Origin of the sequence: Macrococcus bovicus (assembly GCF_030376725.1) — a bacterium.
Taxonomy (GTDB): Bacteria; Bacillota; Bacilli; order Staphylococcales; family Staphylococcaceae; genus Macrococcus; species Macrococcus bovicus.
The window spans coordinates 2017660-2031737 of sequence record NZ_CP128470.1 but is presented as its reverse complement, the minus strand read 5'-3'; the positions used below and the strand labels follow the sequence as shown (position 1 = coordinate 2031737).

Below are 14078 nucleotides of genomic sequence, written 5' to 3'. Positions count from 1 at the left end.
ATTGACGGAAATTATTGGAGTCAAATATCATATAGCTGATAAAACGACCTATTTCCTACCCGACCATGAGCAATACGAGCTGGGAGATTATGTAGTGGTTGAATCGAAGAGAGGTAAAGAACTTGCCCGTGTCGTCATAGGTAACCGGGAAGTAGCTGATGATGCGGTGGTTCAGCCTGTTCCTCAGATTAAACATCGAGCAACGCCGGAAGACTTTCATAAATATGAACAGAATATGCGCGATGCTGATAAAGCGTATAAAAGATGTAAAGAGCTGATCAAGAAACATCAGCTGGATATGGGTCTGGTCAATGCAGAATATACGTTGGATAAAGGTAAAATTATTTTCAACTTTACGGCGAATGAACGGATAGATTTCAGGGAGCTGGTTAAAAGTCTCGCTTTCGAGCTGAAGACGCGAATAGAATTACGTCAGATCGGTGTGCGGGATGAAGCGAAGATTCTTGGCGGTATCGGGCCTTGTGGCCGTAGTCTGTGTTGCTCTACATATCTTGGTGATTTTGAACCGGTGTCAATCAAGATGGCAAAAGACCAGAATTTGTCGCTTAATCCGACTAAGATATCAGGGGCATGCGGACGACTGATGTGCTGTCTGAAATATGAAAATGATTATTACGAGGAAACGAGACGCAAGTTACCGGATGTCGGACAGAAGATAGAGACACCTGAAGGGCCGGGCAAAGTCATTGCACTTAATATCCTGGACGTCACTATGCAGGTCAAAGTTCAGGGCATAGAACAGCCGCTCGAATATCATCTGGACGAAATTATGCAAGGAGTTAATTAGATGAATAGAGATGAACTACTGAATCAAATAGTGGAGATGGAGCAGCAGATGCTGCGCCTGCAGCAGAGTTTCATATCGCTGAAGCAGCAGACGGTTGAGCTGGTGGAGGAAAATGTCGCTCTGAAGCTGGAGCGCGATAATCTGCAGCGCATGATACAGACCCCGCGCAATCAACCGAAAAAAATGAAATCTCTGCAAAGTAAGGATAACCTGGCGATGCTCTATGCTGAGGGGTTCCACATTTGTCGTGGAGAGTTATTCGGTAAGCACAGAGGAGGCGGAGACTGCATGTTCTGCCTGAGCTTACTGGATTCAGATTAAAGAAGGCAGAACATGCCTTTTTTTATTGGAGGAAAGCATGAAGAAGAATGAACGGGTAGACCATCTAATTAAAGAAGGATTAAGTATCATTCAGAATGATGAAGTATTTTCATTCTCAACAGATGCACTGCTCCTCGCCCATTTTGTCAGACCCATAAAAAAAGGGCGCATCATGGATTTGTGCAGTGGTAATGGCATTATTCCGCTTCTGCTCAGTGATAAGATGGAAGTACCGATAGAAGGCATAGAGATTCAGCCACAACTGGTTGATATGGCCAGGCGATCGGTCGCTCTGAATCAGCTGGCTGCGCAGATTCAGATACATGAGGGCGATCTGCGGATAGTGAATCAATCGATGCCCCCGAGCCAGTATGATGTTGTGACCTGTAATCCGCCTTATTTCAGAGAGAATCAGTCTTTTCAGCATCTGAAGGAACCGCACCGCATTGCACGTCATGAAATACTCTGTACACTGGATGATTGCATCAGGGCCAGCCGTCATTTACTGAAACAGGGGGGCAGACTATATATGGTGCACCGGGCAGATCGGCTGGTGGATTGTCTGGTCAGTATGCGGCAAGGTGGTCTTGAACCTAAAGCAATCTGGCAGATTTATTCGAGACCCGATAAACCGACTGCGGTGACAGTCGTCATTGAAGCAGTGCGAGGAGGGAAGCCCGACTGTAAAGTGATGCCGCCCTTCTATATCTATCAGAACGACGGTCATTATAGCGAGGAAATGAAAGAGGTCTACTATGGCTGACCATTACATCTATATTCTGGAATGTGCGGACGGGACATATTATACAGGTTACACGACCGATCTGGATAGAAGACTGAACGCCCATAATAAGGGCAAGGGCGCCAAGTATACACGGGTACGACGCCCTGTCAGACGACTCTACGAAGAAGTATTTCCGTCGAAACAAGAAGCCATGCAGCGCGAATATGCTATCAAGCAGTTAACACGGTCACAGAAGGAACGACTGATTAAAGGAGTGAAGGAATGACGTTATATTTAGTAGGGACACCTATCGGTAATCTGGAAGATATCACTTTCCGGGCCGTCCGAATATTAAAAGAAGTAGACATCATTGCCTGTGAAGATACACGAGTGACAGGGAGACTGACCAGCCACTATGACATTGCTACACCACTGAAGAGCTATCATGAACATAATAAGGACAAGATGACTGAGCAGCTGGTAGAGCTTCTAGTAGCTGGAAAGACGGTGGCATTAGTGTCAGATGCCGGACTTCCTCTCATCAGTGATCCAGGCTATGAACTGGTTATAGCTGTCAGAGAAGCGGGGATACGAGTAGAAACCGTGCCAGGACCGAATGCCGCACTTACGGCTCTGATGACCAGCGGGTTATCCTCCTATTCCTTTTTGTTCTCCGGCTTTCTACCGCGGAAAGACAGTGAGAAAATGGCCAGATTAGAAACATTGATGAACGAACCTCATTCGATCATTCTGTATGAATCGCCTTATCGTGTCAAAGATACCCTCGCAGCCATCGAGAAAATCGACAAAAATCGTCGTGTGGCGCTTGGCCGGGAGCTGACCAAGAAATTTGAACAGGTCGTCACCTTGCCGGTCAATGCCCTGTTACAGGAGCTGGAGGTCAGCATTCCTGCCAAGGGCGAATTTGTCATTGTGATAGATGGCCAGTATGAAACAGATGAAGCTGACATGTGGTGGCATCAACTGTCGATCAATGAGCATGTTGAATACTATATGAAGAAGGATCTGTCTTCAAAAGAAGCGATTAAACAAGTGTCGCTTGACCGCAATATTAAAAAGAGAGAAGTTTATGAGAGCTATCATATCGATAAATAAAAGGCCCCAGCGCATACTGCGCAAGGGCCTGTTGTATTATTTCGCTTCTTTTTCGCGTTCTTGGATTTCTTTGATAAGCTGTTCAGCGCCTTCTTTGCTGAGAACGATTTTACCGCCTGCAAGCAGATAGTTATCTTCTGAAACGTCTCCAGTCACAGCACAAGTCATACTTGGTTTGTACTTTTTAAGGATGATTTTGTCAGCATCTGTATAAATTTCGAGTGCATCTTTCTCGGCAATATCTAAAATACGACGTAATTCGATAGGAATAACCACACGACCTAATTCATCAACTTTTCTTACAATTCCTGTAGATTTCATTATATATATCCTCCTGAAGAATCATTTGCTAATTCGACATATTATTTTATTTTTCGACATTTGTCGTAATTAGAATATACTACCATAAATATACAAAGTCAATAATTATAAACTTAAAAATCTATTTTGTAACATAAAGGTAATAAAAATCGACATTGAAAAATAAAACACTTGTCGAATTTACAGTTAAAGGAATTGAATTGCATGCTTATTTTAGGTATATTTAATACCATAAACACTCAAGGAGGACTACGATGTCAAACAATACTTTTTATGTGACGACCCCTATCTACTATCCGAGCGGCAAATTACATATCGGCCATGCTTATTCGACAGTAGCAGGCGACGTGATTGCCCGCTATAAACGATTACAAGGCTATGATGTCAGATATCTGACAGGTACTGATGAACATGGTCAGAAAATACAGGAGAAAGCCAAGGCGGCCGGCAAGCCGGAGATAGAATATCTCAATGAAATTATTGCGGATATTCAGGCGCTGTGGAAGAAGCTGGAAATATCGAATGATGACTTTATTCGTACGACAGAAGAGCGTCATAAAAAAGTAGTCGAGAAGATTTTTGAACGTCTCCTGGCGCAGGGCGATATTTATCTTGGAGAATACGAGGGCTGGTATTCAGTGCCGGATGAGACCTACTATACTGAAACGCAGCTTGTGGATCCTGTTTACGAAGGGGATAAGATTGTTGGCGGGAAGAGCCCGGACTCTGGCCATCCAGTGGAGCTCGTAAAAGAAGAAAGCTATTTCTTCAAGCTGAGTAAATATGCAGACCGTCTCGTCAAGTACTACGAGGACAATCCTGAGTTTATTCAGCCCGTATCCCGTAAAAATGAGATGTTGAATAACTTCATCAAACCGGGTCTTGAAGATCTGGCTGTCTCACGTACTTCATTTGACTGGGGCATTAAAGTGCCTTCTAATCCGAAGCACGTTGTTTATGTCTGGATTGATGCCTTGACCAACTATATTTCTGCCCTTGGTTACTTAACGGATGATGATACGTTATTCAGAAAGTATTGGCCTGCGGATATTCATCTGATGGCAAAAGAAATCGTGCGCTTCCATACCATCATCTGGCCAGTACTCTTGATGGCACTTGATTTGCCATTGCCGAAAAGGGTATTTGCTCATGGCTGGATTTTGATGAAAGATGGCAAGATGAGTAAATCCAAAGGGAATGTGGTCGATCCGCATGTTCTGATTGACCGATACGGCCTTGATGCCGTCCGTTATTACCTCTTACGCGAACTACCATTCGGTTCAGACGGCGTCTTCACGCCGGAAGCCTTCATCGACCGTACGAACTTCGATCTTGCCAACGACCTCGGTAATCTGGTGAATCGTACCATTGCGATGATCAACAAGTATTTTGATGGCGAATTATCAGGTTATAAAGGACAACTCCACGAAAAAGACGCTGAACTGGAGTCACTGGCACTTGAAACTAAGGCGAAATACGATGAGGCAATGGAGAACCTTCAGTTTTCAGTTGCGCTGCAGGAAATCTGGAAATTAATCAGTCGCACCAATAAATATATCGACGAAACCACTCCTTGGATTCTCGCTAAAGATGAGACTGAGACAGAGCTACTTGAAAGCGTGATGTATCACCTGCTTGAGAATATTCGTTTTGCAGCGGTGCTACTGCGCCCATTCCTCACCCAGACACCTTACAGAATCTTTAGTCAGATGAACCTGGATGATGAGAAGCTCCAGAACTTTGATAGTCTTCAGACATATGGTCAGCTTGGTCAGATTAAAGTGACCGAGACACCTGCACCTATCTTCCCGCGTCTTGATGCCGAGAAGGAAGTGGAGTTCATCAAGGCAAGCATGCAGCCGCCTGCAGTGGAAGAGGTCTCATCTAAAGAAGAGATTACGATTGATACTTTTGATCAGGTCGAGCTGAAGGTCGCAACAATTATCGATGCAGATCACGTCAAAAAAGCGAAGAAATTGCTGAAGATTCAAGTCGACCTAGGCAACGAAAAGCGTCAGATTGTCTCCGGTATTGCTGAGTATTATAACCCGGAAGAGATCATCGGTAAGAAAGTGATTGTCGTCACTAACTTAAAACCTGTGAATTTGCGCGGCGAGAAGTCGGAGGGAATGATTCTCTCAGCAGAGAAAGACGGTCAGTTGACATTGGTAAGCGTACCGAGCTCTATCATTAACGGCTCTATCGTTAAATAGGAGGAATAGAATGTTAATCGATACTCATGTACATCTTAATGCTGATCAATATGATGAAGATCTCCAGCCAGTCATCGACCGCGCCCTTGAAGCGGGGGTCGACCGGATGATTGTGGTCGGTTTTGACGAAAAGACCATCACACGGACGATGGAACTCATCGAGCAATATGATTTTATTTATGGCGTTATAGGATGGCATCCTGTTGATGCGATTGATTTTACAGAGAATAACTATAACTGGATCAAAGAACTGGCGACGCATGATAAAATTGTAGCGATCGGAGAAATGGGGCTTGATTATCATTGGGATAAATCGCCGAAAGATGTGCAGAAATCAGTTTTCAGACGTCAGATCGCCTTGGCAAAAGAACTGAAGAAGCCCATTGTGATTCATAATAGAGAAGCGACACAGGATGTTGTTGATATTTTAAAAGAAGAGAATGCGGCTGAAGTCGGTGGCGTGATGCACAGCTTCAGCGGCTCTAAAGAGATCTGTGATGAAATTCTGAAGCTGAACTTCATCATTTCATTAGGCGGTCCTGTTACATTTAAAAATGCTAAACAACCTAAAGAAGTGGCACAGCACGTTCCGCTCGATAAATTGATTGTTGAAACAGATGCGCCGTATCTGACGCCGCATCCTTATCGGGGTAAGCGTAATGAGCCCGCTTATGTCAAGCTTGTGGCAGAACAGATCGCAGAGCTGCGTGGCATCAGTTACGAAGCGTTAGCTGCAGCAACGACGCAGAATGCAGAAAGATTATTCGGACTATAGTTCGTCAGGCAGAAATCCAAGTCAGGGTTTCTGCCTTTTATGCTATAATGAGACAGGTGATTTGAATGAAAATAAATGAGATAGTAGTCGTAGAAGGTAAAGACGACACAGTCAGAGTTAAACAGGCGGTCGACTGTGACACGATAGAAACAAACGGTTCTGCAATCAATGAATTGACGCTGCAGGCTATTGAACATGCAGCAGAGAAGCGAGGCGTCATTATTCTGACGGATCCAGATTACCCGGGCAATAAAATCAGGATGACGATTGAAAAGCGAGTGCCGTCAGCAAAACAGGCCTTTATTGACGCTTCTATCGCCCGGAATAAACGGGGAAAAATTGGCATTGAACACGCGCCGCTTACAGCTATTCAAGATGCGCTCGTCAATGTCAGCACGCCCTTTGATAATGATGTTGAAACGGTGAGCAAACAGCTTCTGATTGACTTGGGTCTCATTATCGGGCCGGGCGCCAAAGAAAGACGCACTAAAGTATGCCGAGTGCTTAAAATCGGCTATTGTAACGGGAAACAACTTTTTCATCGGCTGAATGCGTTCGGTATCACAGAAGAAGATGTTAAAAATGCGATAAAGTGAGGTTGAAGCATGGATTACAAAGAGATAGCAACGCCTGTCAGAACAAGAATGCTGTTAGAAAAACATGGTTTTTCATTTAAAAAAAGTCTTGGGCAGAATTTCCTGATTGATACGAATGTTATCAATAATATTATTAGTGCCAGCGGAATTACTGAGCAGTCAGGTGTGATAGAAATAGGACCCGGTATGGGTTCGCTGACGGAACAGCTGGCAAAACGTGCGAAAAAAGTCGTGGCTTTTGAAATCGATCAACGTCTGATTCCGGTACTGGAAGAGACGATGAGTCCTTATGATAACGTTACGGTGATCAATGAAGATATATTGAAAGCTGACGTCCAGCAGGCGATTGAGACACATCTTCATGATTGTGAAGAAGTGCTTGTAGTCGCCAATCTCCCTTATTACATTACTACACCTATCTTAATGGGACTCCTGGAAAAACATCTGCCCATTAAGAGCTATGTGGTCATGATGCAAAAAGAAGTCGGTGAAAGATTAAGCGCTAAACCTTCGACAAAGAGTTACGGTTCTTTATCGATAGCAGTTCAGTACTATACCTCGGTCGAGAAAGTGATGGTTGTGCCTAAGGGCGTATTTATGCCACCACCTAACGTAGATTCTTTGGTTGTTAAACTGACAGCCCTGGCGCAACCGGCAGTTCAGGTAGAAGATGAAGCCTTGTTCTTTCAACTGACGCGCGGGGCCTTTGTTCAGCGACGTAAAACGATTCTCAACAATTACACGTCCTTGATCAAAGACAGTAAAATGCATAAAGAAAGTATCGTCAGCTGGCTGCAATCAGCGGGGATTGAACCTACTCGTCGCGGTGAAAGTCTGACGCTCCAAGAGTTCGCGACATTAGCCAATAAATTTAAAGAAAACGTCGAATTGTCGATATAAATCTGTTGACAATACTACTCCTAGTTGATAAAATTTAAATTTTATTTGACTAATTACCATAAAAATGCTATAATTTTCCCTATAGCGAGGTGGGGTCAATATGCCAAAAACATTAATAGACATCAAAAAAATTCTTGATTGTCAGTTAGGAAATCGTATTGTACTTAGAGCTAATGGAGGTCGTAAAAAGTTGATCGAACGCCGCGGCGTTTTAAAAGAAACTTATCCATCAGTTTTCATCGTTGAACTTGATCAGAGCCAGCACAATTTTGAACGTGTGTCTTATACATATACTGATGTGCTGACAGAAAATGTTCAAGTGACATTCGTCAATGATAATCAAGAGGAATTCCTCGTTCAATAATTTAACGAGTTAAGCATATCCCTGGGATATGCTTTTTTTATTTGTCCATCGCTTCTGTTGCGAAATATGATAAAATTGTACTATTAATTTTAAGTGAGGACGAAGGATGATTTATGAAAATGCACCAGCTAAAATCAATTTAACGCTGGATACACTTTATAAACGTGATGATGGTTATCATGAAGTTGAGATGATTATGACGACAGTCGATTTAAATGACCGGTTGACATTGGAGAAGCGCGCTGACAAAAAAATTGTACTGAAGGTAGAGCATCGCTATGTGCCGACGGATCATCGCAATCTGGCTTATAAAGCAGCTAAGCTGATGATTGAACGTTATCAACTTGACCGGGGCGTGACAATCACCCTGGATAAAACGATTCCGATAGCAGCCGGACTTGCGGGTGGATCCAGTGATGCCGCAGCAACATTCAGAGGAATGAACCGCCTGTTTGAGCTTAATCTGTCATTAGAGACTTTAAGTGAACTCGCGGCAGAGATCGGTTCAGATATTCCATTTTGTGTCTACGGCAAGACGGCGTTATGTACAGGCCGCGGAGAGAAGTTGCAGCCGCTGCCTAAGCCGCCTGCTGCGTGGGTCGTCCTTGCCAAACCGGATATCAGTGTCTCAACGGCCGATGTCTACGGGGCACTTCGTATCGATGAGAAGGGTGAGAAAATCGCGACTGAAGATTGTGTCCGAGCGCTCGAAGAAGGCAATTACTCCCTCCTCGTCAACAGTCTGGGCAACAGACTTGAAGAAGTGACGATCGATATGCATCCTATCATTCAGACGCTGAAAGAAACGATGCTAAAAGCAGGGATAGACGCGACGATGATGAGCGGGAGCGGACCGACTGTCTATGGTCTTGCAAGCAAGGAAAGACAGGCCAAAAGTGTGGTCAATGCCTTAAAAGGCTGCTGTAAAGAAGTCTATATGGTCAGATTACTCGGTTAGACTTGAAAAGCCGAACGTTTGTGATATATTATATTTAAAACATACGTAAAAGAGGCAGAGAAATGAAGTATAAGCGTAGTGAAAGAATTGTTTACATGACGAGTTATTTGCTTCGTCATCCTAATGAGCTGGTGCCGCTCACTTATTTTGTACAGAAATTCGAGCAGGCTAAATCTTCAATCAGTGAAGATATCCAGATCATCAAAGAGACCTTTATCAAAGAAAAGATGGGGATTATCACAACGACGGCCGGTGCAAGTGGCGGCGTGACGTTCAGACCGATGATGTATAAAGAAGAAGCGGAACAGCTCGTTGACCGGCTGTGCGATATGCTGCAGGAGGATGAACGGCTGCTGCCGGGCGGTTATCTATTCATGTCTGACATGGTCGGGAATCCGAGACTGCTCGGCCAGGTCGGGGAACTGATTGCAACGATGTATATGGATAAAGAAATCGATGCGATTGTGACGATTGCCACCAAAGGGATTTCTCTGGCAAATGCGGTCGCCAATATTATGAATCTTCCTGTGGTAGTGATTCGTAAGGATAATAAGGTGACAGAAGGTTCAACGGTCAGCATCAACTATGTATCAGGGTCATCGCGCAAGATAGAAACGATGGTGTTATCTAAACGCACATTGCCTGAAGGTTCCAACGTCTTGATAGTAGATGATTTTATGCGAGCAGGCGGCTCTATTACAGGCGTCATGAATCTGATGAACGAGTTTAAGGCAAAGGTTGCAGGGGTATCTGTACTTGTAGAATCTAAAGAAGTAAAGAATCGATTAATAGAGGACTATACTTCACTGGTGAAACTCTCAGATGTAGATGAATACAACCGGTCTTTTACTGTTGAAAAAGGCAATTGCCTGAATTTTTTTAAATAGAGGAGAATAAATGATGGAATCAATTATTTCTAACAAAGTAGCGGCAGCAATCGGACCATACTGCCATGCAGTTAAAGTGAACAACATGGTATACACAAGTGGACAGCTTCCCCTTACGGCTGATGGTGTGCTGGTGGGTGAAGATGTACAGGCACAGACTGAGCAAGTATTAAGAAATCTTCAGTTAGTGTTAAGTGACTGTGGTTCTGATTTAAATCAAGTCGTTAAAACAACGATTTTTATCAAAGATATGAATGATTTTCCTTTGATCAATGAAGTATATGGCAGCTTTTTCAGTGAGCATCTCCCGGCACGCAGCTGTGTAGAGGTGAGTCGTTTACCTAAAGACGTAAAAGTGGAGATTGAAGTTGTAGCACTCGTCCGTTAATCGAAACTATTTGACAGGGGGCAACTCAAGTGAAAGTGACAGATGTTCGATTAAGAAAAATTGAGACAGACGGCCGTATGAAGGCGCTGGTTTCTATTACGCTTGATGAGGTATTCGTGATTCATGACCTGCGGGTGATTGAAGGGAACTCCGGCCTGTTCGTCGCGATGCCGAGCAAACGGACACCAGATGGTGAGTTTCGTGATATCGCACATCCTATCAACAGCGAGATGCGTCAGGAGATCCAGCAGGCAGTCATGAAGGTCTATGATGAGACACCTGAGGCATCGTCAGAGCAAGCAGATAGCGGCATCCAGACTTATGAAGATGAAGCGGCAACAAGTGTTGAAGTGGAAGGCTTGATTGAAGACGAATCGCAGACCACTTTAGAAGAAGACCTTCAAAGATAAAGAGCAAGGAGAGCGCCATGCGCTCTCTTTTTATTATAGGATAAGTGCTTGAAAGTCACTTAGATGTTAAATTATAATAGAGGTAACGCGAATTTTGGAGGCTTTCAATATGACTAGACAAGCAATTATCCTCGCTGCGGGAAAAGGCACTCGTATGAAATCAAAGCTCTACAAAGTGCTCCATCCGGTGACAGGTAAACCTATGGTCAAACATGTCCTGGATAATATCCGACAGGCAGGTGTGACAGAAGTTGTTACCATTGTGGGACATGGTGCAGATCAAGTGAAAGAACTGCTAGGCAGTGAATCGAAATTCAGCATGCAGAACGAACAGCTGGGAACTGCACATGCAGTTTCGATGGCGAAAGAACATCTCGAGCATCATACAGGTACAACCGTTGTCATCTGTGGGGATACACCGCTTATCTCTAAAGAGACGATTGAAAGATTTATCGCTCATCATGAACACAGCGGGGCTAAAGCCACTATTTTATCGGCAAAGACCCAGCAACCGTTCGGCTATGGGCGTATCGTCAGAGATGACAGAGGAGAAGTTGAGAAGATCGTTGAGGAAAAAGACGCCAGCATCGAGGAAAGGCTCATTAATGAGGTAAGCTCTGGGACTTTCTGTTTTGATAACCAGGCACTGTTTGAAAAACTTGCGCTTGTCAGAAACGACAATGCCCAAGGTGAATATTACCTGCCTGACGTCATTGAACTGCTTAAAGAAGAAGGCGCTAGAGTAGAAGCATACGTGACTGAAAGCTTCGAAGAGACATTAGGTGTCAATGACCGCGTTAATCTGGCTCTTGCTGAAAAACTGATGCGCCGACGTATTAATCAGCAGCACATGCTGAATGGTGTCACCCTTATTGACCCGGATACAACTTATATCGATAGTGAAGTTGAAATCGGCCAGGATACTGTCATTCATCCAGGCGTGTCACTTAAAGGGAACACGGTCATAGGTGAAGAAGTGGTGGTTACTGCCCATAGTGAGATCAAGAACAGTAAAATCGGGGACCGAGCAGAGATCAAACATTCTGTCATCACAGATTCTATTGTGGGTGCAGATTCTACGGTGGGACCATTTGCCCAGCTGCGTCCGGGCAGTGATATCGGCAGAGAAGTGAAAATTGGTAACTTTGTCGAAGTGAAGAAAGCCAAATTACATGATGAAGCAAAAGTCTCTCACCTCAGCTATATCGGTGATGCAGAAATAGGTGAGCGGACCAATGTAGGTTGCGGTTCAATCACAGTGAACTATGATGGCAAGAATAAGTTCAAGACTGTTGTCGGCAAAGATGCTTTTATCGGCTGCAACTCAAACTTAGTAGCACCTGTTACAATAGGGGATGGCTCCTTTGTTGCGGCAGGTTCAACCATTACAGATGATGTACCGGAAGAAAGTCTCGCACTGGGACGCGCGCGTCAGACGACTAAAGAAGGTTATTACAAAAAATAAAAGCTGTGGAGGCTGAAAAATGTTATATAACGAAATTAAAGACACGAAGTTAAAGATTTTCTCACTGGAAAGTAATCATCCGTTAGCAGATGAAATCGCGAAACATGTCGGTCTGCCGTTAGGTAAATCAAGTGTTAAACGTTTCAGCGATGGTGAGATTCAGATCAATATTGAAGAAAGTATCCGCGGCTGCGATGTTTTCATTATTCAGTCAACATCTAATCCGGTCAATGATCATTTAATGGAACTTCTCATCATGATTGATGCTTTAAAACGTGCATCTGCAGTGACCATCAACGTCGTGATGCCTTACTACGGTTACGCACGTCAGGACCGTAAAGCACGTAGCCGTGAACCGATTACAGCTAAACTCGTTGCGAATTTACTTGAAACAGCAGGTGCAGACCGTGTCATCGCACTTGACTTACATGCTCCACAGATTCAAGGTTTCTTCGATATCCCGATCGATCACTTGATGGGTGAGCCGATTCTGTCGGATTATTTCCTGGAAAAAGAAGATATCGATTTAGACAGCCTGGTCGTTGTTTCACCCGATCACGGCGGTGTAACACGTGCGCGTAAAATGGCAGACCGTCTGAAAGCGCCGATTGCCATCATTGATAAACGTCGTCCGAAACCGAATGTGGCAGAAGTCATGAATATTGTCGGTGATATCAACGGTAAAACAGCCATTATTATCGATGACATTATCGATACAGCGGGCACTATTTCAATTGCGGCGCAGGCATTAATCGATAAAGGGGCTAAAGAGGTCTATGCATGCTGTACACATCCTGTGTTATCCGGGCCTGCTTTTGAACGTATTGAAAACTCAGCAATCAAAGAACTGATTGTAACGAACTCTATCAACTTACCTCAGGAAGGCAGACCTGCTAAAATCGTTCAGTTATCTGTCGCAGAACTTCTGGCGCAAGCTATCGTCCGTATTTACGAACAAGAGTCTGTCAGCATTTTATTCGACTAATTTTAATAGCGCATGTTTAAGTTTTCGTAGTCCGGGTATTTAATCTTTATGAAAAGAAAATAAACGTCATGCAAGCAGGTTAGCACAACTGATGGGCAGGCGCAGGCGTTCCTAAGGATGAGGGACACGAAAGGTAGGAAATAAACATGGCTAATTTAAAAGCTGTCGAAAGACAAGGTAAATCAAAACGTTCGGAACTTAATGAGTTAAGAAACACGGGTAAAATTCCAGCAGTTATCTATGGTTTCGGTGCAACTAATACAGCAGTTCACGTTGATGCTGCAGAATTCACTAAAGTGATGCGCGAAGTAGGACGTAACGGGGTTATTGAACTTGGTTTAGATTCAGGTAGCACAAAAGTGATGGTTACTGATTACCAAGTAGATCCTATTAAACATCAGGTCACACATATCGACTTCTTAGCAATCAATATGAAAGCTGAATTAACAGTAGACGTAACTGTTACCTTAACAGGCGAAGCAAAAGGTGCTGAAGAAGGTGGCGTGGTTCAACAGCCATTATTTACATTATCAGTGACTGCAACGCCGGATGAAATTCCTGAAACAATCGAAGTAGATGTAACGGAATTAAATATCGGTGACTCTATTACTGTCGGCGACTTACGTGGCAACAAAAACTATACCATCAATAATGAAGACGACGAAGCAATCGTTTCAGTGGTACCACCTACTGTTGTGGAAGAACCTGAAGAAGGCGAAGAAGCTGCTGAAGGTGAAGAAGCTGAAGCAACTGAAGGCGAAGAAAGTGCTGAAGGTCAAGAAGCAGAAGCAGACGCTTCAGAAGAAAAAGCTGAATAATCGTTATTGTTTAAACAGACAGCCGAGGC

General features: G+C 43.9%; 17 protein-coding genes and 1 pseudogene. 17 read left to right on the top strand and 1 reads right to left on the bottom strand.

Translation table 11 applies throughout. The annotated features are described in order from the left end of the window. Position 1 precedes the first annotated feature (1 nt). Genes QSV55_RS11095 through rsmI form a run of 5 tightly spaced genes read left to right on the top strand, consistent with a single transcriptional unit; the run spans position 2 to position 2969 of the window. On the top strand, positions 2-808 hold the full coding sequence (locus QSV55_RS11095) for a PSP1 domain-containing protein (protein ID WP_133452642.1): 807 nt from the start codon (positions 2-4) through the stop codon (positions 806-808). After that, the gene (locus tag QSV55_RS11090) at positions 809-1129 is read left to right on the top strand and encodes a DNA replication initiation control protein YabA (protein ID WP_133452641.1); all 321 of its coding nucleotides are present in this window, start codon (positions 809-811) and stop codon (positions 1127-1129) included. Between the two features lie 37 nt (positions 1130-1166). Next, on the top strand, positions 1167-1892 hold the full coding sequence (locus QSV55_RS11085) for a tRNA1(Val) (adenine(37)-N6)-methyltransferase (RefSeq protein WP_289650207.1): 726 nt from the start codon (positions 1167-1169) through the stop codon (positions 1890-1892). Next, on the top strand, positions 1885-2139 hold the full coding sequence (locus QSV55_RS11080) for a GIY-YIG nuclease family protein (protein WP_133452639.1): 255 nt from the start codon (positions 1885-1887) through the stop codon (positions 2137-2139). The genes QSV55_RS11085 and QSV55_RS11080 overlap by 8 nt, the downstream gene beginning before the upstream one ends. Next, on the top strand, positions 2136-2969 hold the full coding sequence (gene rsmI, locus QSV55_RS11075; RefSeq protein ID WP_289650206.1) for a 16S rRNA (cytidine(1402)-2'-O)-methyltransferase: 834 nt from the start codon (positions 2136-2138) through the stop codon (positions 2967-2969). The genes QSV55_RS11080 and rsmI overlap by 4 nt, the downstream gene beginning before the upstream one ends. Before the next feature lie 36 nt (positions 2970-3005). Here the strand turns inward: rsmI and QSV55_RS11070 are convergent, their stop codons facing one another. Next, positions 3006-3290 (bottom strand): AbrB/MazE/SpoVT family DNA-binding domain-containing protein, encoded by a 285-nt coding sequence (locus QSV55_RS11070; protein ID WP_133452637.1) that lies wholly within the window; start codon positions 3288-3290, stop codon positions 3006-3008. A gap of 245 nt (positions 3291-3535) precedes the next feature. Here QSV55_RS11070 and metG point away from each other — a divergent pair. From metG to QSV55_RS11010, 12 genes and pseudogenes are all read left to right on the top strand, one after another. Beyond that, positions 3536-5503: pseudogene (gene metG, locus QSV55_RS11065) on the top strand (methionine--tRNA ligase); the annotation flags it as partial. 10 nt (positions 5504-5513) lie between these two features. Next, positions 5514-6278, top strand: a complete 765-nt coding sequence (locus QSV55_RS11060) for a TatD family hydrolase (RefSeq protein ID WP_289650205.1) — start codon at positions 5514-5516, stop codon at positions 6276-6278. A 65-nt stretch (positions 6279-6343) separates the two neighbouring features. Next, positions 6344-6874 carry a ribonuclease M5 gene (rnmV, locus tag QSV55_RS11055; RefSeq protein ID WP_133452634.1) on the top strand — a complete coding sequence of 177 codons (531 nt, stop codon included), beginning with the start codon at positions 6344-6346 and terminating at the stop codon, positions 6872-6874. 9 nt (positions 6875-6883) lie between these two features. After that, entirely contained in the window at positions 6884-7774 is an 891-nt protein-coding gene (rsmA, locus tag QSV55_RS11050; RefSeq protein WP_289650204.1) for a 16S rRNA (adenine(1518)-N(6)/adenine(1519)-N(6))-dimethyltransferase RsmA, read from the top strand. Between the two features lie 100 nt (positions 7775-7874). After that, positions 7875-8138 carry a biofilm formation stimulator Veg gene (veg, locus tag QSV55_RS11045; RefSeq protein WP_133432588.1) on the top strand — a complete coding sequence of 88 codons (264 nt, stop codon included), beginning with the start codon at positions 7875-7877 and terminating at the stop codon, positions 8136-8138. Between the two features lie 106 nt (positions 8139-8244). After that, positions 8245-9096: a 4-(cytidine 5'-diphospho)-2-C-methyl-D-erythritol kinase gene (gene ispE / locus QSV55_RS11040; RefSeq protein ID WP_289650203.1), complete on the top strand. Its 852-nt coding sequence runs from the start codon at positions 8245-8247 to the stop codon at positions 9094-9096. 62 nt (positions 9097-9158) lie between these two features. Then, positions 9159-9983: a pur operon repressor gene (purR, locus tag QSV55_RS11035; protein ID WP_289650201.1), complete on the top strand. Its 825-nt coding sequence runs from the start codon at positions 9159-9161 to the stop codon at positions 9981-9983. A 13-nt stretch (positions 9984-9996) separates the two neighbouring features. Beyond that, on the top strand, positions 9997-10371 hold the full coding sequence (locus tag QSV55_RS11030) for a RidA family protein (RefSeq protein WP_133452631.1): 375 nt from the start codon (positions 9997-9999) through the stop codon (positions 10369-10371). A gap of 29 nt (positions 10372-10400) precedes the next feature. Next, positions 10401-10781: a septation regulator SpoVG gene (gene spoVG, locus QSV55_RS11025; protein WP_289650200.1), complete on the top strand. Its 381-nt coding sequence runs from the start codon at positions 10401-10403 to the stop codon at positions 10779-10781. Positions 10782-10890: 109 nt separating this feature from the next. Further along, positions 10891-12246: a bifunctional UDP-N-acetylglucosamine diphosphorylase/glucosamine-1-phosphate N-acetyltransferase GlmU gene (glmU, locus tag QSV55_RS11020; RefSeq protein WP_289650199.1), complete on the top strand. Its 1356-nt coding sequence runs from the start codon at positions 10891-10893 to the stop codon at positions 12244-12246. A 19-nt stretch (positions 12247-12265) separates the two neighbouring features. After that, positions 12266-13231, top strand: a complete 966-nt coding sequence (locus QSV55_RS11015; RefSeq protein WP_133452628.1) for a ribose-phosphate diphosphokinase — start codon at positions 12266-12268, stop codon at positions 13229-13231. Positions 13232-13377: 146 nt separating this feature from the next. Further along, the gene (locus QSV55_RS11010; RefSeq protein WP_289650198.1) at positions 13378-14049 is read left to right on the top strand and encodes a 50S ribosomal protein L25/general stress protein Ctc; all 672 of its coding nucleotides are present in this window, start codon (positions 13378-13380) and stop codon (positions 14047-14049) included. Positions 14050-14078: the final 29 nt, after the last annotated feature.

What these genes read in the sequence shown, in the direction of transcription:
- QSV55_RS11090 (WP_133452641.1), top strand. Translation starts at nt 809, where the DNA reads ATGAATAGAGATGAACTACTGAATCAAATAGTGGAGATGGAGCAGCAG.
- QSV55_RS11085 (WP_289650207.1), top strand. Translation starts at nt 1,167, where the DNA reads ATGAAGAAGAATGAACGGGTAGACCATCTAATTAAAGAAGGATTAAGT.
- QSV55_RS11080 (WP_133452639.1), top strand. Translation starts at nt 1,885, where the DNA reads ATGGCTGACCATTACATCTATATTCTGGAATGTGCGGACGGGACATAT.
- rsmI (WP_289650206.1), top strand. Translation starts at nt 2,136, where the DNA reads ATGACGTTATATTTAGTAGGGACACCTATCGGTAATCTGGAAGATATC.
- QSV55_RS11070 (WP_133452637.1), bottom strand. Translation starts at nt 3,290, where the DNA reads ATGAAATCTACAGGAATTGTAAGAAAAGTTGATGAATTAGGTCGTGTG.
- QSV55_RS11060 (WP_289650205.1), top strand. Translation starts at nt 5,514, where the DNA reads ATGTTAATCGATACTCATGTACATCTTAATGCTGATCAATATGATGAA.
- rnmV (WP_133452634.1), top strand. Translation starts at nt 6,344, where the DNA reads ATGAAAATAAATGAGATAGTAGTCGTAGAAGGTAAAGACGACACAGTC.
- rsmA (WP_289650204.1), top strand. Translation starts at nt 6,884, where the DNA reads ATGGATTACAAAGAGATAGCAACGCCTGTCAGAACAAGAATGCTGTTA.
- veg (WP_133432588.1), top strand. Translation starts at nt 7,875, where the DNA reads ATGCCAAAAACATTAATAGACATCAAAAAAATTCTTGATTGTCAGTTA.
- ispE (WP_289650203.1), top strand. Translation starts at nt 8,245, where the DNA reads ATGATTTATGAAAATGCACCAGCTAAAATCAATTTAACGCTGGATACA.
- purR (WP_289650201.1), top strand. Translation starts at nt 9,159, where the DNA reads ATGAAGTATAAGCGTAGTGAAAGAATTGTTTACATGACGAGTTATTTG.
- QSV55_RS11030 (WP_133452631.1), top strand. Translation starts at nt 9,997, where the DNA reads ATGGAATCAATTATTTCTAACAAAGTAGCGGCAGCAATCGGACCATAC.
- glmU (WP_289650199.1), top strand. Translation starts at nt 10,891, where the DNA reads ATGACTAGACAAGCAATTATCCTCGCTGCGGGAAAAGGCACTCGTATG.
- QSV55_RS11015 (WP_133452628.1), top strand. Translation starts at nt 12,266, where the DNA reads ATGTTATATAACGAAATTAAAGACACGAAGTTAAAGATTTTCTCACTG.
- QSV55_RS11010 (WP_289650198.1), top strand. Translation starts at nt 13,378, where the DNA reads ATGGCTAATTTAAAAGCTGTCGAAAGACAAGGTAAATCAAAACGTTCG.